The following is a 20,456-nucleotide window of genomic DNA, read 5'->3' as shown; positions in this document are numbered from 1 at the left end:
GATGAAGGTCCATGTCGAGATCGATTGTACCCCTGAAGAAGCCCGGCGCTTCATGGGGCTGCCCGACGTGGAGAAGGCCAACCAAGCCTATATGGATGCGATCACCAAGGCGATGCAGGGCGTGTCGAGCGTCGACCAGTTGCAGGAATATGCCAAGAACCTCGCCCCGATGGGCCAGTTCGGCCTGAAGCTGTTCCAGAATTTCATGGAAAGCGGTGCCGCCTTTACCGAAGGTGCGAAAGGCAAGGGCAGCAAGCCCGGCGAGTGAACGTTCACTTCGCGGTGGCTGACGCAGGTTGGTGGATAGGCTAGGCGCTGCGTCGATGGATACGATTTTTGCCCTGTCGAGCGGTCAGCCTCCGGCGGCCATAGCTGTGTTGCGTATCAGCGGCTCAGGTGCCAGCGCTGCCTTGCAGGCGCTCGCTGGTGCGTTGCCACAGGCTCGCCATGCCAGCCTCAGGGTATTGCGCGATGCAGCGGGCAGCATTCTCGATCGCGCTCTCATATTGTGGTTCCCGGGGCCGAACACTGCGACGGGCGAAGATTTGGCTGAATTGCATTTGCATGGCGGCCGGGCCGTTATTGCCGGTGTGGAAGCGGCGCTGGGCACTCTGCCAGGATTGCGCCGGGCCGAGCCGGGTGAGTTCACTCGCAGGGCGTTTGCCAATGGATGCATCGATCTGGCAGAGGCGGAAGGGCTGGCCGACCTCCTTGAGGCGGAAACGGAACTTCAGCGCCGTGCCGCACTGGAGATGGCGGGTGGCCTGCTTTCCCGGCGAGTGGCCTCTTGGCGAGACAGGGTATTGCTTCTCTCGGCCCAGGTTGAAGCAGTGCTGGACTTTGCCGATGAGGATGACGTTGCGGCCTTGCCGGCTGAGTTCACTGCGGAAATAGCCAAGCTGGCGGGTGAGATTCGGGAGGCTCTCAACGCGCCGCACGCCGAAACCCTGAGAGAGGGTTTTCGCGTGGTTCTTGCCGGGCCGCCCAATGCCGGTAAGTCTACCCTTTTTAATGTATTGGTCGAGAGCGAAGCGGCTATCACGGCACCAAGCGCCGGGACGACGCGCGATGTTTTGGTCCGGCCGGTTTCCCTTGGCGGTGTGCCTTTCAGTTTCGTCGATACAGCAGGGCTGCGCGATGAGGGTGTGGGTGAGATCGAGGCAATCGGTATTGCTCGTGCGCAGGCTGAACTGGATCGTGCCGATCTGGTCTTGTGGCTTGGCCCGGAAGGGCATGGTCCGGCAGGCGCATGGGAAGTGGAAGCGCAGATCGACCTTCCCGACCATGAGAAGAAGTCCGCACCTCGCCATCGTCTTTCCGCCGTGAGTGGAGCGGGGCTGGCGGCGCTAAAACAGGATCTTGTAGTTCTGGCCCGTGAAGCAATGCCCAAGCCCGGTCAGGCGGCGCTCAATGCCCGGCAGCGGGGGCTCCTGGGCGATGCAGTGGCTGCCTTGGAGTGGGCGGGACGAGAGGCTGACCCCTTGCTTTTGGCTGAGCAATTGCGGATCGCGCGGGCGTCCTTCGACCGGCTGATTGGACGGGCAGCGACGGAAGACATGCTTGATATGCTGTTCGGGCGTTTCTGTATTGGCAAATAGGTCGCTCGGCTTGCGATGTTTCACGTGAAACATCGCAAGCCTTTGACCGGAGTTGCCAGAGGCAGTATCGGCGCGACTGATGACTTCAACTGCGCACAGCTTTGATATTGTCGTGGTCGGTGGCGGCCATGCTGGTTGCGAGGCCGCCAGTGCGGCCGCCCGTATGGGCGCGCGGACGGCACTGGTAAGTTTCGACCTCTCGGCCATCGGAGCAATGAGCTGCAACCCGGCCATTGGTGGCCTTGGCAAAGGGCACCTCGTTCGGGAAGTCGATGCATTTGACGGCTTGATCGGGCGGGCTGCCGACGCAGCTGCGATACACTATCGTATGCTCAATCGCTCGAAGGGCAGTGCCGTTTGGGGGCCACGCATTCAGGCGGACCGCAAATTGTTCAAGGCTGCGATCCAGTCGATGATTGACCGGCAGGACAATCTGAGCTGCGTTGGAGGCGAAGCGGCTGAGCTGGTCATTGAACAGGGCAGAGTAGCCGGCGTTGTTCTCAGTGATGGACAGACACTCAACGCGCAGGCTGTGGTTCTCTGTACAGGCACATTCCTCGGCGGTACCCTGTTTCGCGGCGAGGAGCGCTTCGTTGGCGGTCGTATCGGGGAAGCCTCGGCTCGACGGCTGGCCGAGCAGCTGCGGGAAGCGCAGCTCCCCATGGCTCGGCTCAAGACCGGGACTCCGCCTCGTCTCGATGGCAGGACGATTGACTGGGCGTGCTTGGAGGAACAGCCGAGCGATGAAGATCCCTGGACGATGTCCCCACTCACACCGGCCAGGGTGAATCCGCAGCTTTTCTGCGCGATCACGCGAACCAATGAGCGTAGCCATGACGTCATTCGCGCCAATCTGCATCGTTCACCGCTGTTTACTGGCGCGATCGATGCGAGAGGCCCGCGCTACTGCCCTTCGATTGAAGACAAGATCCACCGCTTTGCAGACCGGGACGGGCATCAGGTGTTTCTCGAGCCGGAAGGGCTGAGTGACCACCTTGTCTATCCGAACGGGATAAGCACGTCGCTGCCTACGGATGTCCAACTCGATATGCTCCGCACCATGGAAGGGCTGGAGAATGTCGTGATGGAAGTGCCAGGCTATGCAGTCGAATATGATCACATCGACCCGCGTGCGCTTCATCCAACTCTGGAAGTTCGGGCCATGCCGGGGCTTTATTGCGCTGGCCAGATTAATGGGACGACCGGATATGAAGAGGCCGCCGCGCAAGGCTTGATGGCCGGATTGCACGCAGCTGCGAAGGTGCTCTCACGGGAGGCTCCGGCGCTGGATCGAGCGAACAGCTATATGGCAGTAATGATTGACGATCTGACGCTTCATGGAGTGAGCGAGCCCTATCGCATGCTGACTGCCAGAGCCGAATATCGCCTGCGTCTTCGCGCGAATAACGCGACCACCCGCCTCACACCTCTGGCATTGGAAGCCGGTTGTGTGGGAGAGGAGCGGCGTGACTGGTTCCGCCAGCGTGAAGAGGATCGTGCCCACTGGAATGAAGCGCTTGATCACGAATTGGGCGCGATTGAACTGGCGTCGTCCGGCGTTCCGGTGCGGGGTGATGGCGGGAAGCGGACTCTCAGGGAGTGGTTGCGTTTTGGCGGCGTTGAACTTGGCACGCTGGCAACCTGGTTGCCCGGCGATCTTGATCCTTGTTCGGAGGCCGCGCTGGAGCTGGCCGAAGATGCGGCTTACGCGCCCTATCTCGATAGGCAGGATGCGGAACTGCGAGACCTTCGGGCAAGTGAAGGCGTGCCATTGGGTGAGGGATTTCCCTTTGCCACAGTGCCTGGGCTTTCACGTGAAATGGTCGAGCGACTTGAGGCGGTGAAGCCTGCAAATCTCTCTGCCGCCGGGCGTATTGCTGGCATCACGCCGGCGGCACTCGCAGCCTTATTGGTTCACGCCCGTCGACGCCTGGAAAGCGCGGCATGATTCTCCGCGATGAGGAACAGGCTCGGGCCTATGTTGCCGACTTTGTCGACGCGGCCGGAATGGAGCGGCTTGACCGGCTTGAAGCACTGCTTCGGGAGGAGAACGAGCGCCAGAACCTGATTGCTGCCGCAACTCTCCAAACCGTATGGTTGAGGCATGTCGCTGATTCGGCCCAGCTGCTCAGCTATGTTCCACGTGAAACAGAAGATCCCGGCGCATGGCTCGACCTTGGCACTGGGGCAGGTTTTCCGGGTCTCGTGATTGCCGCGATGCGGCCGCATTGGGATGTGCGTTTGATCGAATCCCGCCGCAAGAGGACGGACTGGCTAGAGCGTGCCCGAATCGACCTTGGCCTTGGACGGTGCCAGGTCGTTGCTTCGCGGCTCGAGATGGTCGCAACCGTAGAAGCCGGTGTCATATCTGCGCGAGCATTTGCGCCGATGCCGAAATTGATCGATCTTTCCGCACGTTTTTCCACAAACCGGACTCTTTGGCTGTTGCCCAAGGGGCGCTCCGCAGCACAGGATTTGGCTTCGTTGCCCGAATCGACGCGGCGGCTGTTTCACGTGGAACAGTCTTGCACTGATACGGAGGCGGGGATTATCGTTGGTCGGCTGGATCTTGCCGGGCATCGCGGTCCGAAGCAGACCCCAGGCAGCAAGCGAGGCTAATGCCGTGATTCGTATCGCCATTGCAAACCAGAAGGGCGGGGTGGGCAAGACCACGACCGCGATCAACATGGCCACTGCCATGGCAGCCACCGGCTGGAAGACTTTGCTGATTGATCTCGATCCGCAGGGCAATGCATCCACGGGAACCGGTATCGATTCCCGCCAGCGCGAGCTATCAAGCTATGATGTGCTGCTCGGCGAAGCGACCGTGGCCGAAGCGGTTGTTCCCAGTTCAATTCCCGGCCTGGACGTGCTCCCGGCTACGGTGGATCTCAGCGGGGCAGAAATCGAGCTGGTCGATTTCGAAGATCGCGCTGGGCGTCTCCGCCGTGCGCTTGCCGGCCATGTGGGGCACGATGTGTGTTTCATCGATTGCCCGCCTTCGCTCGGCCTGCTGACACTGAACGCATTGACTGCGGCCGATACCTTGCTTGTTCCTCTTCAGTGCGAGTTCTTCGCACTGGAAGGGCTCAGCCAACTTCTGCAGACGGTCGAAAAAGTGCAGCAGGTCTTCAATCCCGATCTCGGAATTGTCGGCGTGGCTTTGACGATGTTTGACCGTCGCAACCGTCTGACCGATCAGGTTTCGGAAGATGTCCGTGGTTGTCTGGGCAATCTCGTTTTCGAATCAGTGATTCCCCGAAATGTTCGTCTGTCCGAAGCGCCTAGTCATGGCTTGCCGGCACTGATTTACGATCATTCCTGTGCTGGCAGCCGCGCCTATATGGCGCTGGCACGCGAACTGATTTCCCGACTGCCCGAGAAGAGGAAAGCGGCATGAGTGACGCAAACGAACCGGTACGTCTGACGGCCGTGGCTGGAAAGCCGGATGCCAAGCGCAGATTGGGCCGGGGGCTTGGCGCATTGCTGGGGGAGGTTCGCCGCGAGGAACCGCTGGCCGCGGCGCCGGCTCGCGCCTCGTTTGAAGCTGCGAATTCCGACATTGCGGTCGCGGAACGGACGGATACGATCCCGGCGCAGCGCAGTGGGCTGGCAAGTATTCCGGTTTCATCGATCTCGCCGCATCCCGATCAGCCTCGTCGCCATTTTGACGAAGATGCTCTGAACGAACTTGCTGCCTCAATCGCTGCGCGTGGCGTCATTCAGCCAGTGATTGTGCGGCCGTTTGAGGGTGGCTATCAGTTGGTGGCGGGTGAGCGTCGCTGGCGGGCTGCCCAGAAGGCACAACTGCATGAAATTCCAGCACTAATTCGCGATCTTTCCGATCGTGACGTGATGGCGCTGGCGCTCATTGAGAATATTCAGCGCGAAGACCTCAATCCCGTCGAAGAAGCGCGCGCCTATAGTCGCCTGGCGGAACTCGAAGGGCTGACACAGGCAGAGATTGCCCGACTGGTTGAAAAGTCGCGCAGCCATGTGGCGAATCTCCAGCGTCTGCTTTCGCTTCCGGAAAGCGTGATCGAACACTTGGAAGCCGGGCGGCTGACGATGGGCCACGCCCGCGCGCTTGTTGGCCATGACGATGCGGAGGCATTGGCGGAACAGGCTGTCGCACGGAAGCTGTCCGTGCGCGATATGGAGCGTCTTGCCCGCAAGCCGGGCAAACCTCGCGAACCGCGCCGTGCTGCCGTTGATGCCACTGGCGCCGAAGATGCGGATATCGCCGCAGTGCAGAGCCAACTGGAGGAGTTCCTGGGATTGCCGGTGCGGATCACTACCGATCCGGATCCGCGCTCTGGCTCCGTAACGATCCGTTATTCCACGCTCGATCAACTGGATCTGGTGTGTCAGCGCCTTACTGGCGGCGGAATCTGATCTGAACGACGTTTTCAGGCGCAAAGTCGTGCCTGTGACAGGCCAGGAGTCGAAGTCGCGCCGCGCGACTTCGACTCCCCAATCGCTTATTTGATGGCCTTGACGCTTTTCGCCTTCACTGGAACGGTCTTGACCGGGACAGTCTTGGTTTTCACCGGTACATATTTGGTCTTCTTGGGAATAACGCGACGGGCGGGCTTCTCCTCTACCCATTCTTCGACGACTTCTTCCTTGGGCTTGCACTTCCAGCCTACCACAGTGGGTACCCACATCACGTTCCCACCGGCAGCATAGCCATAGGAACTGTAGGCGCCTTGTGTTCCCGAGGCTTCATAGCGCGCGAGATAATCTTCGCAGAAGTCACGAGCCTTGCCGCGGTCTTCACCTTTGTCGATTGCCGCACCTGCAATTGCACCAGTCGTTGCGCCAATCACGGTGCCCAGAGTGCGATTGCCTTTACCGGCGATTACATTGCCGGCGACCCCGCCCAATACGCCGCCGATCAGCGCGCCGCCCAGGCCGTTGTCGGAATCGCCGTAGCGCTTGCGGCATTCATGCAGCCAGTTCTCGCGTTCCTCTGCGCTATAGGCGAGCCGCACCGCAGCCGGTTGCGGCGGCAGACCTGCGCCCGGATGCATCATGGGGTAGCCCGGCATTCCCGTCGGGCCTGAATAGGGCATCGCACCCATCGGAACCATGCGAGGCGCGCCAGTGTGAACAGCTTCCCATTCGCCGCCCCATGTGCCCTGATTCTCGATTGCAGCGTCAAACGCGGCATCGGGCACACCTGCAGGCACATCAAGCTGCGGCAGAGTATAGGGTTCCCCGGCCTGGACGGGTGCCGATGCAAATGCTGCGCCGGTGATGACGGCAAGAAGGATTGGGCGGCTATGGCGCATTGGCTGGTTCCCCTGTCAGGCTCGCGCATCGCATCAGTCTGAGCGACGCGCTCCACGTTAACGCCGAATTTAGCATTCCCGCAGGCGGAAATCCAAAACGCGCTGTGGCGCCTGTCCCGTTTCGGGGCGCCTAAATGCGGGTGGAAAGCAGGGCTGCCAGACGTTCGATACCGGCCGCATCTTCGCCATTGAAGCGAGCGGGCAGTGGGCTGTCGAGATCGATCACTGCGATGACCGCGCCGTCCCGCATGATTGGCACCACCAATTCCGATCGGCTCTGGGCATCGCAAGCGATATGTCCAGGAAATGCGTGGACGTCTTCCACCAGTTGAGTTGCGCCAAGCGCAGCGGCCGTGCCGCATACGCCCTTGCCCCAGGCAATGCGAATGCAGGCAGGCTTGCCGCAAAAAGGCCCCAGGACGAGTTCGTTACCGATTGTGCGATAGAAGCCAGCCCAGTTGAGATCGGGCATGAATTGCCAGATCAGTGCTGCGACATTGGCCATATTGGCAATCCCGTCCGGCTCGCCCGACGTGATGGCATCGGCCGCAGCGTGCAGCTCGGCATGGAGTTCGGCGCGGGAGAGAGTCGGATCGGGTGCGAAATCATACATGATGCCCGATGTAGTGCGCTGCCCCGTTGCCGCAAGCCGCGGGAGGGCGTATCTCGCTGACCCATGCGCATTCTCAAGAAGATCCTTATCGGATTGCTCGTCGTGATCGTCGCCCTGGCGGTTGCAGCCTATTTCATCCTGCGTGGTGATCCGGCCAAGCTGCCTTTCGACAAGGTGACGGGGACGGACCCGACACTGGCCGAGCCTGATCCGCAGACCATTCCTACGGTCAAGATCGCCAAGCCAGTGGGCTGGAAAGCGGGCGAGGCGCCGATTCCGGCCGATGGCCTGAAGGTCACGCGCTTTGCGGAAGGCCTGGAACATCCGCGCACAATGCTGGCCCTGCCAAATGGCGACATTCTGGTGGCCGAATCGAACGCACCGGCGCGCGTGGTTGCTGGAGGCGGAATCACGAATCTCGTCGCGGGTATCCTGTTCAGTCAGGCAGGGGCGGCGATTCCTTCCCCCAACAAGATCGTGCTGTTGCAGGATGCAGACGGCGACGGTGTGGCCGAGGGCAAGACGGTGATCCGCAGCGATCTCGATTCGCCCTCCGGCATGGCCTGGCGTGATGGCAAGCTTTACGTCGCCAATCATGACGAAGTGGTGGAGTTCAACTACGAACTCGGTTCCAAGGCGCTCACGGGCGCGCCGAAGAAGCTGATGGATCTGCCCGGCGCAGGCAATCACTGGATGCGCAACCTCCTGCTGAGCGCCGATGGCACCAAGCTCTATGTCGCAGTCGGCTCGGCCTCCAATATCGCCGAAGGCGGGATCGAAGCGGAACAGGGCCGGGCGATGATTCACGAGCTGAACCTCACCACCGGTCATTCGCGGCCCTTCGCAGCTGGCCTGCGCAATCCCAATGGACTCGACTGGAATCCCTGGACCGGCGAATTGTGGACTACGGTTAACGAGCGCGACATGCTCGGTTCTGACCTCGTGCCCGATTACCTCACCAATGTGCCGGTCGGCGCGCAATATGGCTGGCCCTGGTATTATTGGGGCGATGTGATCGACGATCGCGTGGAAGCGCCGATGCCCACCGGGCTTACCGGCTATGTCCGCCGGCCTGAATTCGCCATGGGGCCGCACGTGGCCGCACTCGGTTTCGTCTTCACGGGGGCAGGCAATCGCATGGGGCCGGAATTCGGACAGGGCACGTTCGTGGCTCGCCACGGTTCGTGGAACCGCAAGCCTGCCGCCGGCTATGACGTGGTCTTCGTGAAATTTGACGCGCGCGGCAATCCGATCGACAAGCCCGTGCCTGTCCTCACCGGCTTCCTCAACAAGGATGGCACCACCAAGGGCCGCCCGACCTGGGTTGCGTGGGACAAGACCGGCGCCCTGTTGGTGAGCGACGACACCGGCAATATCGTGTGGCGCGTTGTGAAGCCTGGCGCTCCGGCCAATCCGGCCCCCAAGCGCAACAAGGGTGAGCGCCTGCCGCCGCTGAAGGAATTGCTGGGCGATCCCGCAGCGGCGTTTGAGGAAAATGCCGTCCTTAACTGAGGCGAGGCTGGCCTAGGCGGCGTGGACAAATTCCGCATCGCCACGGTTGGCCTGTAAAGAGCGCCAGCGAGGCGCGAGACCGCAGGAAGAGTGGGCTCTTTCAAGGGTCGAGCAACGCGGCTGGGGCTCTTTACAGGCCAACCCCAAAAGGGGCTGGACCAAAAACCGCCACTTCGGCGTCGACTCGGCTGGAAATATCGGCATATTCCTGCGCCTCGCCTCCTTGAATTGACGGTTTTTGCCTCCAGCCGTGGCGTTGCGGAATTTGTCCACGCCGCCTAGATCAGCCGCCCCGCGCGGCCGGCCAGCTCGTTTACATATTGCCAGGCGGTGCGGCCCGAACGAGCGCCGCGCCGTCTGGACCATTCAAGAGCGTCCGCCTGTTCGAAGCTCAGGCCGAATTCGCGGCAATATCCCGCGATGATCGCGAGGTAATCGTCCTGATTGCAATTGTGGAAGCCCAGCGAGAGGCCGAAACGATCCGCCAGGGCAAGGCTGTCATCCACGACATCGCGGGGGTTGAGCGGATCGTCCTGCTCGGCCGCATGGCGCGGCACGATCGCACGTCGATTGGAGGTAACGGCCAGGCGGACATTGCCGGGGCGTGCTTCCACGCCGCCTTCCAGCCAGCTGCGCAAGTGGCGCGGGCCGACCGAATCGCCCTCGGCGAAACCCAGATCGTCGATATAGACGAGGAAATTGCGGTTCACCCGGCCCAGTTCCGCAAACAGGCCTGAAATGCCTTCCATCGCGTCCGTGCCCACCTGAACCAGTGCGATCCGCCCCGGATGGGCGTTCTGCGCCGCAAGGATCGAAGCGCGCATCAGGGCGGATTTGCCCATGCCGCGCGATCCCCACAGCAACATGTCATGCGCGGCGTGGCCCTGGGCCAGGCGCAGTACATTTTCCGCCACGCGGGTCTTCTGCGCGTCGATGCCCTGCAGCAGGTCGAGCCGCGGCGCTTCCAGCTTTTCGACCGCGCGGGCGGTGTTCCCGGTCCATACATAGGCCGGGCTTGCCAGCCAGTCAGTCTGCGGGCGGGGCGGCGGCGCCAGGCGTTCAAGCGCGGCGGCGATCCGGGCGAGGGGGTCTCCTTGATCGGTCATGCACGCAGGGTTCACCCCGCCAGCTGCTCCGCGTCAAGTGCATAGAGCAATTCGGCACCGGCCCGGGCCGATGCGGCAAGCCCTTGTGTCTCGGGGACAATGCGATCGAGGAAGAAGCGTGCCGTGACTGGCTTGGTTTTCGCCAGCGCCGGAGCCTCACCTGCTTCCACAGAGCGAAGCTGGCGCAACAATTGCCATCCGGCCACTGCCACCGCGCACATGGTGCAGAACGGCACACTGCCGGCCAGCCTGTCATCGAGAGTGGCGTCATGCAGCATCCATTCGCCGATTTTGGCGCATTCCTGTGCCAGCGCAGCCAGATTGGGCTCTTCGCGGCCGGCCTCGGCAATGTCACCCATCAATGATGCGAATATGGCGCCATTATCCATGGAGAGTTTGCGGGTGACGAGGTCCGCCGCCTGAATTCCATTCGTGCCTTCGTAGATCGGCGGAATGCGGGCATCGCGCAGATGCTGGGCTGCCCCGGTTTCCTCGATATAGCCCATGCCTCCATGGACCTGAATGCCAAGGCTGGCCACTTCTACGCCGATGTCGGTGCCCCATGCCTTGATCAGCGGCACCAGCAGGTCCGCGCGGGCTTGCGCGGCGCGATCGCCAAGCGATCCCTGATCGACCTGACCTGCAGTGTAATACAGCAGGGCACGGGCCCCTTCCGTCAGCGCCTTCATCCGCAGAAGCATCCGCCGAACATCGGGATGTTCGATAATCGCCACGGGCGCGCGGCTGGGGGCGCCTGCACGGGCGGACTGCACCCGTTCGGTTGCATAGGCCAATGCCTGCTGCGTCGCGCGTTCCGCAATCTGGACGCCTTGATTGCCAACATTGATGCGGGCCGAATTCATCATTGTGAACATGGCCATCAGGCCCTCATTCTCGCTGCCGACCAGTTCGCCGATACATTCGCCATTGTCGCCGTAAGACATCACGCAGGTGGGCGAGGCATGGATGCCCAGCTTGTGTTCAAGGCTGACGGCTCGCAAATCGTTGCGCGCGCCCAGTGATCCGTCTGCGTTGACGAGGAACTTGGGCACCAGAAACAGCGAGATACCCCGGCTCCCTTCAGGCGCGCCGGGCAGGCGGGCGAGGACGAGGTGAACGATATTCTCCGCCAGTTCGTGATCGCCCCAGGTGATGAAGATCTTCTGGCCGGAAATGCGGTATTTTCCGGCATGTTCCCCGCTTTCGATCGGTGAAGCAGTGCTGCGCAGCGCACCCACGTCGCTGCCTGCTTGCGGTTCGGTGAGGTTCATCGTGCCCGGCCATTCGCCGCTGATGAGCTTGGGCAGGTGGAGTGCGCGTTGCGTATCGCTGCCATGTTTCTCAAGCGCTTCGATCGCGCCGACGGTCAACATGGGCAGCAAAGAGAATGCCAGGTTCGCGGTGCCGAGATTTTCCATCACATTGATGGCAAGCGTATAGGGCAGGCCTTGCCCGCCGTGTTCTGTTGGGCCAGAAATGCTGTTCCAGCCTTGTTCGACATAGCCGGCATAAGCTTCAGCGAAGCCTTCGGGCAAAGTGACCTTGCCATCTATCAGCCGGGCACCTTGCGTATCACCGTTCCGGTTTAGCGGCGCCCATTCGCCTGCGGCAAGTGCGCCGATGCCCTGGGCAATGGCCTCCACCATGTCTGGCGAAGCAGCGGCGAAGCGTTCATGGGCGGAAAGCCCGGCGATTCCGGCATTGACGGTGATGGCCAGAAGCTGGTCGTCCAGAGCGGGGGCATAAGGCATCTTCGGCTCCCTTCAGGCGCCCTTATGGGCACTTTCTGTTGTCTGTCTGACCTCACCTACCGTCCCGCCGAAGAGGCGGCAAGGACGCTACGGAAGGGCGGGGCGGCATGGGGCGCGAATCACCTGCGCACCGCCATTGGCTTGACCTGCCCGAGAAATCGGCGATTGAACGTCCAAGCAGCAGGGCTTGCAGTCCCTCGGACTTGCAGGCCGGTTACAGGGATATAAGCACGGCGATCATGGATCAGAGCGGAACCGAATTGCTGGCGCCGGATGCGGCGGGGATCACCCGTGCAAGTGAGTTGCTGCGCGGCGGCCGCCTTGTCGCTGTGCCGACCGAGACTGTCTATGGCCTGGCGGCGCGTGCGGATTCCGATGCGGCCGTGGCGTCGATCTATCGCGCCAAGGGCCGGCCGGACTTCAATCCGCTGATTGTTCATGTGGCATCGCGGGAATTGGCGGAAAGTTTGGCAGTCTTGGACAGTCGCGCCCGCGAATTGGCGGATCGGTTCTGGCCCGGCCCTCTGACCATGGTGCTGCCGCTGCGGGAAGACGCGCAGATTGCCCCCGCCGTGACTGCGGGCCTCCCGACAATTGCGCTGCGCATGCCAGCTCATCCTGCCATGCAGGCCTTGCTTGCCCAGACCGGCCTTCCGCTGGCGGCGCCATCGGCCAATCGCAGCGGGGCGGTCAGCCCGACCGACGCCGGGCATGTCGTTGCTTCACTGGGAGGCAGGATCGATGCGGTGGTGGATGGCGGCGCGTGCGAGCGGGGGCTGGAATCGACTATCGTTGCCTTGCGTGCCGATGGAACATGGCAACTCCTGCGCCCCGGACCGATCGAGGAATCTCGGATTTCTGCCATTCTTGGGCGACCGCATGACGTCACATCTGCCAAAGTGGAGGCGCCGGGCCAACTCGCGCAGCATTACTCGCCCGGGAAACCTTTGCGCCTTGAAGCACAGGATAGCGCATCGGACGAGTTCATGATCGGCTTTGGAGATGTGGCTGGAGACTGTACGCTCTCGGCTTCCGGCGATCTGGCGGAAGCCGCTGCCCGGCTATATGCCTGCCTTCACCTTGCCGCAGCTTCGTCAAAGCCGCGCATTGCAGTAGCAAAGCTTCCTCATGACGGAATCGGGGCAGCAATCGGCGATCGGCTGGCGCGGGCAGCAGCGTGATCTGCGCTCTACTGGTTCTTGCCTGTCGGGCCAGGTTTGCAGGTCAGTTTGCCTGATCCCATGTTTTGCACTTTGCAGGTCGCGCTCCCGAGCACGGTAATCTCGCCCGATCCCATGATCTTTGCCTTTACTGAGCCATCCGATGCCAAACCGGCGCTGCCCGAGCCGGCAATGGTGATGTCAGCTTCGCCGACTTTCAGTTCCGAAAGCGCCGCTTCTCCTGAGCCAGCGATGGAAAGGTCCAGTGCCTTGGTAACACCTGAAGCGCGATAGCCACCCGAACCGGCGATCTCTGCTTCCAGGGAGTCCACGTTGATCCCCAGTGTCTCGACGAGGCCAGATCCGGCAATGGTAACCTCAGAATCGCGTGCAAGATGTTCGGAGAAAATGTTGCCCGCTCCTGCGAGAACGAGCCGTTTTGGGGCAGGCATAGTCACAGTTACGGTCGCGCGTGAGCCATCCTGGATCGTCGAGATGTCACGCAAGATGGAAAGCCGCTTGCCTTCAAGCAGGAAACGCAGGCGGTTTTTTGCTGTAGCATCGCCTTCAAGCGCAATGGTGAAATCGTCTCCAGACGTAATGCGGACAATGTCAGAACTCAGAAGCGCGACTTCTTCCGGTGCATCTCCCGAGAGATCGAGCTCGGCCAGAGGGACTCCCTCCTTGCCGTTCATCGAAAAGTGCGCGCGATCGCAGCCACTTACGCCTGCTGCCATTGCTATAGCCATGACGGGTCCGACTGATCTGATGAACTTGGCAAAACGCATCCAGCACACTCCCTTTGTGTATTAATACAGCAATACACTAAAGAGGCCAGAAGTTCAAGGATGCAAGGGTGGTGCGGTCTTGCTACGCCAAAATGAAAAGGGCCACCCCGGTCAGGGCGGCCCTTTCGGCTTGATCTGACGAACTCGCTCAGGCGGTTTCGGCAGTCTCGTAATATTTCGGCGCGTGTTCGTTCAGAATCGCCAGAATCTTCTTCAACGCGGCAGGCTCGTCCGTCTTTTCCATCGCAGCCAGCTCGCGGGCAAGGCGGCTGGAGGCAGCTTCGAAGATCTGACGTTCGGAATAGCTCTGTTCCGGCTGATCGTCGGCGCGGAAAAGGTCGCGCGTCACTTCTGCAATCGACACGAGGTCGCCCGAATTGATCTTTGCTTCATATTCCTGAGCGCGGCGTGACCACATGGTGCGTTTCACCTTGGGCTTGCCCGTCAGTGTGTCGAGCGCTTCGCGCAGGGTCTTGTCGCTGGAAAGCTTGCGCATGCCGATCGCTTCGACCTTGTTGACCGGAACGCGCAGCGTCATGCGTTCCTTTTCGAAGCGGAGAACGTAGAGTTCAAGCTGCATGCCGGCGATTTCTTCGTTCTGCAGCTCGATCACACGGCCAACGCCGTGCTTGGGGTAAACAACATAATCGCCGACGGAAAAGGCGGGAGCCTTGGCTACCATGAATCGTCCTTTCTCAGTGCAGAACCTTGGCGCGTGGCAGGGTGACTGACGTCAAAGACTATTCCGGGGCCGCAAGCAGAAGCCGCGACCCGAAATCGACTTTCAACCCTGATGCGTTGCTGGGCCTGCCTTTCGTGATTCCTGTGGCCGGTTGTGGATAATTGCGACCATCGGGTGATTATGTAGCAGTTTCGCAACAAAAATTCCAGCCCCACCGCAAGGTGTCGGCCTGGCGAGCGAAATCAGCCCGGAGGAATTAGTTGACTAAGTCTTGAGATAGACCTCCCGCAAGCGGAAAGGTCTTGAGAAGATTTGTAAATCAAGTGGCATCCGGAGTTCCCATCCGGCCGAGCAGATCGCTTGCGATACCATGGCTTTCGGACGTAGCGCCGTTGGCGCCAAGCTCATCAAGCAAGGTGGTGACGACCTGGCGCAATGCTTCGAGCAATTGCGCCTGTTCGCGGGCGAGTTCCTCGGAATGATCGAGCCGCGCGTGAAGATCGGCCACCTTTGAGGAGGCCAGCATTCCGCCAATCACTACGCCAAAACCTGCCGCGATGGTGCCCACCGCGGCAAAACTTACAACAAGAAGCGTTGTGCCCATCTGTTGCCCCCCAGATATGCACCAATCCGGGGGAGCCTAGAGAGGAATCAGGCCCTCAACAACCATGAGGTACGGGAAATGTCCCGTTTTGGGTCAGTCGCCCTCGCCGGGTTCGGCGGAGAAGAACTTCTCGAACTTGCCTTCTTCGCCCTTATGTTCGTCGGCATCAGCCGGCGGATCCTTGCGGGCAGTGATATTGGGCCATTCGGCCGAATATTTGGCGTTGAGTTCAAGCCACTTCTCAAGGCCGCCCTCGGTATCGGGCAGAATGGCTTCGGCAGGGCATTCCGGTTCGCACACGCCGCAGTCGATGCACTCGCTGGGGTTGATCACCAGCATGTTCTCGCCTTCGTAAAAGCAGTCGACAGGGCAGACCTCCACGCAGTCCGTGTACTTGCAGCGGATGCAGGCGTCGGTGACGACATAGGTCATGGGTGCGGTTGTCCTTCGCTCAATTGGCTTTTGCCGCCTGCTAAGGCGAATGTGCCGGAAGCGTCAAGTTCCCGATAGCAGGTGCGCGCTTCTTCTGCCGGACCGCGGCGGCTTGGCAAAGACAGGATTTCTATCACCACCACACGGCTGCTTAGGGGCAGCGTAAGCACATCTCCGGCCGCAATGGCCTGATCCAGACGCAAGACCCGCGCGCCGTTGCGGCGGATATGGCCTTCGCCAACCCACTTCTGCGCCAGCCCCCGGCTCTTTGCGAAACGTAGAAACCAGAGCAGCCGGTCGATCCGCATTTCGGGGCCAGCCTCTGCCCGGCCCTTAGCGCAGCAGATCTGCCAGGACGGAGAAGGCATTGCCTTCAGCCGGACGAGCGGGCGCGGGCCGGTTTTCGGGGCGCTTACCGCCGCCGGGCTTGCCTGTCCTGCCATCCTTGCGCCCGCGTCCGTCCTTGCGATCTTGCTTCGCATGCCCGGCGGCGCGGTTGTCCCGGTGCCGATTTCCGCCGCGCGGAGTGCGGGAATCCTCTTCCTGCCGCTCGCCGCGATGATCCGTCCTCGGTGCGCGCCAGTCCCACATCAGGGGAGCAGCCGGGCCGAAAGCCCCGTCCGCCAGCGCCCGATGACGCACCGGGCGGAAGCCCGCATCGCGCATCAGCCGCGAATAGCTCTCTTCAGTCAGGCCCATGGAGGTCGGCAGGGCAAGATCGATATAGAAGCGCTTGCCCGAGGCGGCCGCGCGCGCCTCATGCGCCGTGCGGAACAGCTTTTCGGCCATGTCGAGCCGGATCGCATGCTTGCCGGCATGGCGATAGCCTGCGGGAAGCTGGCGCGCGCCCTCGATGACGGCGGCCATGTTTTCCTGAACAGGGCGGTTGTCTGCCCCGATGGAGCGAAGAACCTTGCGCGGTGCCGGCTTGAGCAGGGCCGGAGCGAAAACATCCAGCGCGCCGATAGTGACGCCCAGCTTGCGTAGCAGATGCCGCCGCTCCTTGGGGAGATGGGCAAGGCCGGCCTTCTCGCGAGCCACCATGCCCGCACCGGCGACCACCTGCAGCAGCAGGGCGCGCAGTTCCGACCCCGCTTCCGGATCGCGAGTCGCTTCCTCCAGAGTCCTCAGCGGCGCCAGCGGCGCCAGCTCGCCTTCGAGCCAGTGGCTCAGCGTCTCAGCCAGCCGTTCCGACTGAGCCGGGCCAAGCGCCGTCAGTTCCTTCGCCAATTCGAGGCGGGGGCGGGAAATGTCCTTTGTCTGGTGGAGCAGTGCAACTGCCTGGCCATCGCGCTGCACCTGGCCGTCTTCAAGCGTCAGCGTGCCAAGCTCGCTCGCTGCCAGTTTGTGGGCCTTTTGCGCCAGTAATTGCGGCAAATGCTTTTCCGCCGCTGCCAGCAGCAGCTTGCGATCGGCGTGGTCCGCCTGCGCGTCCACCACGAAACGGAAACCGTCCAGATGGCCAATCGCTTCGCCTTCAACCAGCACAGCGCCATCGTCGTTCAGTTCAACCTTCAAGAGACCTGCATCCTTACCCATGGTCTTCATCAATACAGCAGTGCGGCGATTGACGAAACGTTCGGTGAGCCGCTGATGGAGCGCATCAGAAAGTCGGCTTTCGACCGCGCGCGCACGCGCGGCCATTTCGTCCTTGGCCAGCACCCAATCAGGCCGCTGGGCGATATAGGCCCAACTGCGGATCGCTGCGATGCGGCCCTGCAAAGTGTCGATGTCGCCGGACAGATTGTCCAGCTCCGAAATTTTCGCCGCTGCATAATCAGATCCGAGGTACCCGTCTTTCAGTTCCTGCCACAGGCGCTGGACGAAGCGCGCATGCGTATCTGCGCCCTGCTGGCGAAAATCGGGTAGGCAACAGGCCTCCCAGAACCGCCGGACCATCCCGGGTGAGGTCAGCGTATCGGCAATGCCGTGCTCGTCGGCCAGCCGTTTGAGCACTTTGAGGTCGATCGCTTCGGGGGCGGGGGCAAGCTGGGGCAGGTCCGGCTTCGTCTCCAGATCGGAGATCAGCACATCCAGATTGTCGAAACGAGGATCGGCTTCGCGCCAGAACAGCTTTGTCAGCGGAGCGAATCGATGTTCCTCGATCGCGTAGATTTCTTCTTCGGTGAATTCCACCGGCGCGCCCCCGCGCCCATCCTTTCCGCCGCCTGACAGTGTGCCGAAGGTGCCATCCTTCTGGTGACGCCCGGCACGGCCTGCAATCTGCGCCATTTCGGCGGGAGTGAGGCGCCGCTGGCGCGATCCGTCGAACTTCGACAGCCCCGCAAAGGCCACATGGCTGACATCGAGATTGAGGCCCATGCCGATGGCATCGGTGGCGACAATGTAATCCACTTCGCCTGACTGGAAGAGTTCGACCTGCCGATTGCGTGTGTCAGGGCTGAGTGCGCCCATCACCACGGCTGCGCCACCCCTGAAGCGGCGGAGCATTTCCGCCACGGCATAGACCTGCTCGGCCGAGAAGGCGACGATGGCGCTGCGCGGGGGCAGGCGGGAAAGCTTGGCGCTGCCGGCGTGGCGCAGTGTGGAAAAGCGCGGCCGCTCGATAATCTCCGCCTCGGGCATCAAGGCTTTCACCATCGGGGCGAGCGTGGCCGAGCCGAGCAGCATGGTCTCTTCCCGCCCGCGTGCGTTCAACAAACGGTCGGTGAAGACATGACCGCGTTCGGGATCGGCGGAAAGCTGCGCTTCGTCCAGCGCGACGAAGGCCAGATCGCCCTTGCTCAGCAATCCCTGGCCAAGCCGGTCCGGACGCCCGGCGGGCATGGCCTCGGCGGTGCAGAGGAACCAGCGGGCCTCCGGCGGTTCGATCCGTTCTTCGCCTGTGATCAGAGCAACCGAGCGATCGCCCTTGATCGCGCGCACCTTGTCATAGACCTCGCGCGCCAGCAGGCGCAGCGGAAAGCCGATCGCACCGCTCGAATGGGCACATAGCCTCTCGATCGCGAGATGGGTTTTTCCGGTGTTGGTCGGGCCGAGTACGGCCTTGATACGGCTATCGACGGAACGGCGGGTCACAATGGATGGTAATGTGGCAGGCGCGGGCGCGGCAGGCAACCGGACTTTGGCGGACTTTGGTAACGCGTCCAATGACTCGGCTAGCCGTTTGCGTGAGTCGCTCCATCGAAATTGACGGCTTATTAACTTTGATCCGCCATGGATTTGCGTCAGACAGGAGGCCGGGATCGGGTCGCGCCATCCAGATTGACGGATGGCCGAGCGGGCCGGAATGGAGACGGGTTTGTTCAAGCCTCGCGACCAGGGGGAAGCCGGTATCGACGCCGGCAGCGTGAGTGGGCCGGGCATTGCCGCGGCTCAGCTTTCGCATTCCCTGATCATGGAAGACCCGCGCAAGCAGGTGATCGCTCGCTTCAATTCCTTCGCTGAACACTATGGCCAGTGGCGCGAGCGCCTCTCGCTGCATCTTTCCGCCCTCGATCTGGCGCCCGATCTCGCCGAGGACATCGGCAGCACGCGCTGGTTCCGGGGTGCTGGCACCATGTTCGGCCTTGCCGCCCTCTCGCTGCTCTTCTGGCCCGATTTCGCCCCGGTGGAAGCCGCCGCGCCAATGAGCATCGGCGATACGGAGCGTGATGAATTTCGCAGCCAGATGATCATGCCTCTGGCGCTTGGGGGCGATAGCGGGCGGCATATGGCGGCCACTTCCGCCGTGCGCCCTTTGGCATCGGCACCGGAACGGCCGCAGATCGAACTCGTGGCAACCCTTGCGCAGGGCGACAGTTTTGCGCGGATGCTTCAGCGCGCCGGGCTTGGCTCCGCCGAGGCGGACCGTGTGGTTTCGCTGGTATCCTCCGCCATGCCGCTTTCCGATATTGCCGCCGGGACCAAGGTGGACCTCGTGCTGGGCCGCCGTGGCTCTGTCGGCCAGCCGCGCCCGCTCGATTCGCTGTCCTTCCGTGCGCGCTTCGATCTCGAACTGGCATTGGAACGTCGCAATGGCGGCCTCGTGCTCGATCCCAGGCCGATTCGCGTCGATTCCACGCCGTTGCGTATCCGGGGCAGGGTTGGCTCAAGCCTCTATCGTTCCGCGCGTGGCGCGGGTGCGCCGGCCAAGGCGGTGCAGGATTATCTGCGCACGCTGGCCAGCCAGTACGATCTGGATAGTGCGCTGGGTCCGAACGACGAATATGACATGATCGTTTCCTACAAGCGCGCGGCGACGGGCGAAGTGGAGACGGGGCAACTTCTCTATGCCGGGGTGCTCCGGAACGGCAAACCGAAGACCCAGCTGATGCGCTGGGGCAAGGACGGGCAGTTCTTCGAAGCATCCGGTGTGGGCGAACAGCGCAGCGGGCTGCTCGCGCCTGTGCCTGGCCGGGTGACTTCCAATTACGGCATGCGCCGCCATCCGATCCTTGGATACACGCGGATGCATGCCGGGATGGACTTCAAGGCGGGTTACGGCACACCGATCTATGCCGTCACGGATGGCACCGTGGCCTTCGCGGGTCGCCATGGCGGGCACGGCAATTATGTGAAGCTCAATCATGGCGGCGGACTGGGCACTGGCTATGCCCATATGAGCCGGATCGCGGTGAGTTCGGGCCAGCATGTCCGGCGCGGGCAGGTGATCGGCTATGTCGGTTCCACCGGTCTCTCCACCGGGCCGCATCTGCATTATGAAATGTATCGCGGCGGCAAGACGGTGAACCCGGCGAGCGTGCAGTTCGTTACTCGCGCAACGCTTTCGGGCAAGGAACTGGCCAGCTTCAAGGCGCAACTGGCCGGCCTGATGCAGGTCCAGCCCGGCGCCGCGCTTGCCAGCCTGGCACCTGCCTCCACTGTGACGGATGAGCCGAAGCGCGAGATCGAGCGGGCAGACCGGCCGCGCGAGTTGAACTGAAGGCGCGGCAACGCGTCCATTCAATTGCGAT

19 protein-coding genes are annotated in these 20,456 nt (G+C 62.0%); 9 read left to right on the top strand and 10 right to left on the bottom strand.

Annotated features, from left to right (window positions below; all coding sequences use genetic code 11):
- Position 1 precedes the first annotated feature (1 nt).
- The 6 genes from SZ64_RS13705 (at position 2) to SZ64_RS13680 (ending at position 5,993) form a co-directional block, all read left to right on the top strand.
- Positions 2–268, top strand: coding sequence for a DUF6489 family protein (locus SZ64_RS13705; protein WP_054531341.1), 267 nt, complete (start codon positions 2–4; stop codon positions 266–268).
- 55 nt (positions 269–323) lie between these two features.
- Positions 324–1,598 carry a tRNA uridine-5-carboxymethylaminomethyl(34) synthesis GTPase MnmE gene (gene mnmE / locus SZ64_RS13700; RefSeq protein WP_054531340.1) on the top strand — a complete coding sequence of 425 codons (1,275 nt, stop codon included), beginning with the start codon at positions 324–326 and terminating at the stop codon, positions 1,596–1,598.
- Between the two features lie 79 nt (positions 1,599–1,677).
- On the top strand, positions 1,678–3,546 hold the full coding sequence (mnmG, locus tag SZ64_RS13695) for a tRNA uridine-5-carboxymethylaminomethyl(34) synthesis enzyme MnmG (RefSeq protein WP_054531339.1): 1,869 nt from the start codon (positions 1,678–1,680) through the stop codon (positions 3,544–3,546).
- Positions 3,543–4,217, top strand: a complete 675-nt coding sequence (rsmG, locus tag SZ64_RS13690) for a 16S rRNA (guanine(527)-N(7))-methyltransferase RsmG (protein WP_054531338.1) — start codon at positions 3,543–3,545, stop codon at positions 4,215–4,217. The genes mnmG and rsmG overlap by 4 nt, the downstream gene beginning before the upstream one ends.
- Positions 4,218–4,221: 4 nt before the next feature.
- Positions 4,222–4,998, top strand: coding sequence for an AAA family ATPase (locus SZ64_RS13685; RefSeq protein WP_054531337.1), 777 nt, complete (start codon positions 4,222–4,224; stop codon positions 4,996–4,998).
- Positions 4,995–5,993 carry a ParB/RepB/Spo0J family partition protein gene (locus SZ64_RS13680; RefSeq protein ID WP_054531336.1) on the top strand — a complete coding sequence of 333 codons (999 nt, stop codon included), beginning with the start codon at positions 4,995–4,997 and terminating at the stop codon, positions 5,991–5,993. The genes SZ64_RS13685 and SZ64_RS13680 overlap by 4 nt, the downstream gene beginning before the upstream one ends.
- A gap of 86 nt (positions 5,994–6,079) precedes the next feature.
- Here the strand turns inward: SZ64_RS13680 and SZ64_RS13675 are convergent, their stop codons facing one another.
- Together SZ64_RS13675 and SZ64_RS13670 are read right to left on the bottom strand one after the other, a co-directional pair.
- The gene (locus SZ64_RS13675; protein ID WP_054531335.1) at positions 6,080–6,892 is read right to left on the bottom strand and encodes a glycine zipper 2TM domain-containing protein; all 813 of its coding nucleotides are present in this window, start codon (positions 6,890–6,892) and stop codon (positions 6,080–6,082) included.
- A 130-nt stretch (positions 6,893–7,022) separates the two neighbouring features.
- Positions 7,023–7,505 carry a GAF domain-containing protein gene (locus tag SZ64_RS13670; RefSeq protein WP_054531334.1) on the bottom strand — a complete coding sequence of 161 codons (483 nt, stop codon included), beginning with the start codon at positions 7,503–7,505 and terminating at the stop codon, positions 7,023–7,025.
- Positions 7,506–7,568: 63 nt separating this feature from the next.
- Here SZ64_RS13670 and SZ64_RS13665 point away from each other — a divergent pair, with 63 nt between their 5' ends.
- A complete protein-coding gene (locus SZ64_RS13665) occupies positions 7,569–9,017 on the top strand; it encodes a sorbosone dehydrogenase family protein (protein ID WP_054531333.1) in 1,449 nt (482 codons plus the stop codon).
- A 278-nt stretch (positions 9,018–9,295) separates the two neighbouring features.
- Here the strand turns inward: SZ64_RS13665 and SZ64_RS13660 are convergent, their stop codons facing one another.
- Positions 9,296–10,123 (bottom strand): DUF815 domain-containing protein, encoded by an 828-nt coding sequence (locus SZ64_RS13660; RefSeq protein WP_054532263.1) that lies wholly within the window; start codon positions 10,121–10,123, stop codon positions 9,296–9,298.
- Between the two features lie 11 nt (positions 10,124–10,134).
- A complete protein-coding gene (locus tag SZ64_RS13655; protein ID WP_054531332.1) occupies positions 10,135–11,874 on the bottom strand; it encodes an acyl-CoA dehydrogenase in 1,740 nt (579 codons plus the stop codon).
- Between the two features lie 239 nt (positions 11,875–12,113).
- Here SZ64_RS13655 and SZ64_RS13650 point away from each other — a divergent pair, with 239 nt between their 5' ends.
- Positions 12,114–13,055: an L-threonylcarbamoyladenylate synthase gene (locus SZ64_RS13650; protein ID WP_054531331.1), complete on the top strand. Its 942-nt coding sequence runs from the start codon at positions 12,114–12,116 to the stop codon at positions 13,053–13,055.
- Positions 13,056–13,063: 8 nt separating this feature from the next.
- Here the strand turns inward: SZ64_RS13650 and SZ64_RS13645 are convergent, their stop codons facing one another.
- The 6 genes from SZ64_RS13645 to SZ64_RS13620 all read right to left on the bottom strand — a co-directional run bounded on the left by SZ64_RS13645 (position 13,064) and on the right by SZ64_RS13620 (position 18,579).
- Positions 13,064–13,822 carry a head GIN domain-containing protein gene (locus SZ64_RS13645; RefSeq protein ID WP_082384592.1) on the bottom strand — a complete coding sequence of 253 codons (759 nt, stop codon included), beginning with the start codon at positions 13,820–13,822 and terminating at the stop codon, positions 13,064–13,066.
- Positions 13,823–13,970: 148 nt separating this feature from the next.
- Positions 13,971–14,504, bottom strand: a complete 534-nt coding sequence (locus tag SZ64_RS13640) for a CarD family transcriptional regulator (protein ID WP_054531330.1) — start codon at positions 14,502–14,504, stop codon at positions 13,971–13,973.
- 319 nt (positions 14,505–14,823) lie between these two features.
- Positions 14,824–15,108, bottom strand: coding sequence for a hypothetical protein (locus tag SZ64_RS13635; protein ID WP_054531329.1), 285 nt, complete (start codon positions 15,106–15,108; stop codon positions 14,824–14,826).
- A gap of 93 nt (positions 15,109–15,201) precedes the next feature.
- Positions 15,202–15,540, bottom strand: coding sequence for a ferredoxin FdxA (gene fdxA / locus SZ64_RS13630; protein WP_054531328.1), 339 nt, complete (start codon positions 15,538–15,540; stop codon positions 15,202–15,204).
- Entirely contained in the window at positions 15,537–15,848 is a 312-nt protein-coding gene (locus tag SZ64_RS13625; protein ID WP_054531327.1) for a S4 domain-containing protein, read from the bottom strand. Before SZ64_RS13625 ends, fdxA begins: the two co-directional genes overlap by 4 nt.
- Before the next feature lie 25 nt (positions 15,849–15,873).
- Positions 15,874–18,579: a helicase-related protein gene (locus SZ64_RS13620; RefSeq protein WP_241773042.1), complete on the bottom strand. Its 2,706-nt coding sequence runs from the start codon at positions 18,577–18,579 to the stop codon at positions 15,874–15,876.
- Between the two features lie 211 nt (positions 18,580–18,790).
- On the opposite strand from SZ64_RS13620, the gene SZ64_RS13615 reads away from it, so the two are divergent.
- On the top strand, positions 18,791–20,425 hold the full coding sequence (locus tag SZ64_RS13615; protein WP_082384590.1) for a M23 family metallopeptidase: 1,635 nt from the start codon (positions 18,791–18,793) through the stop codon (positions 20,423–20,425).
- Positions 20,426–20,456 lie beyond the last annotated feature (31 nt).

The sequence above is a fragment of the Erythrobacter sp. SG61-1L genome, assembly GCF_001305965.1.
Classification (GTDB): domain Bacteria; phylum Pseudomonadota; class Alphaproteobacteria; order Sphingomonadales; family Sphingomonadaceae; genus Andeanibacterium.
Note: the sequence above shows the minus strand (reverse complement) of the source record. Positions and strands in the feature narration are given on the sequence as shown.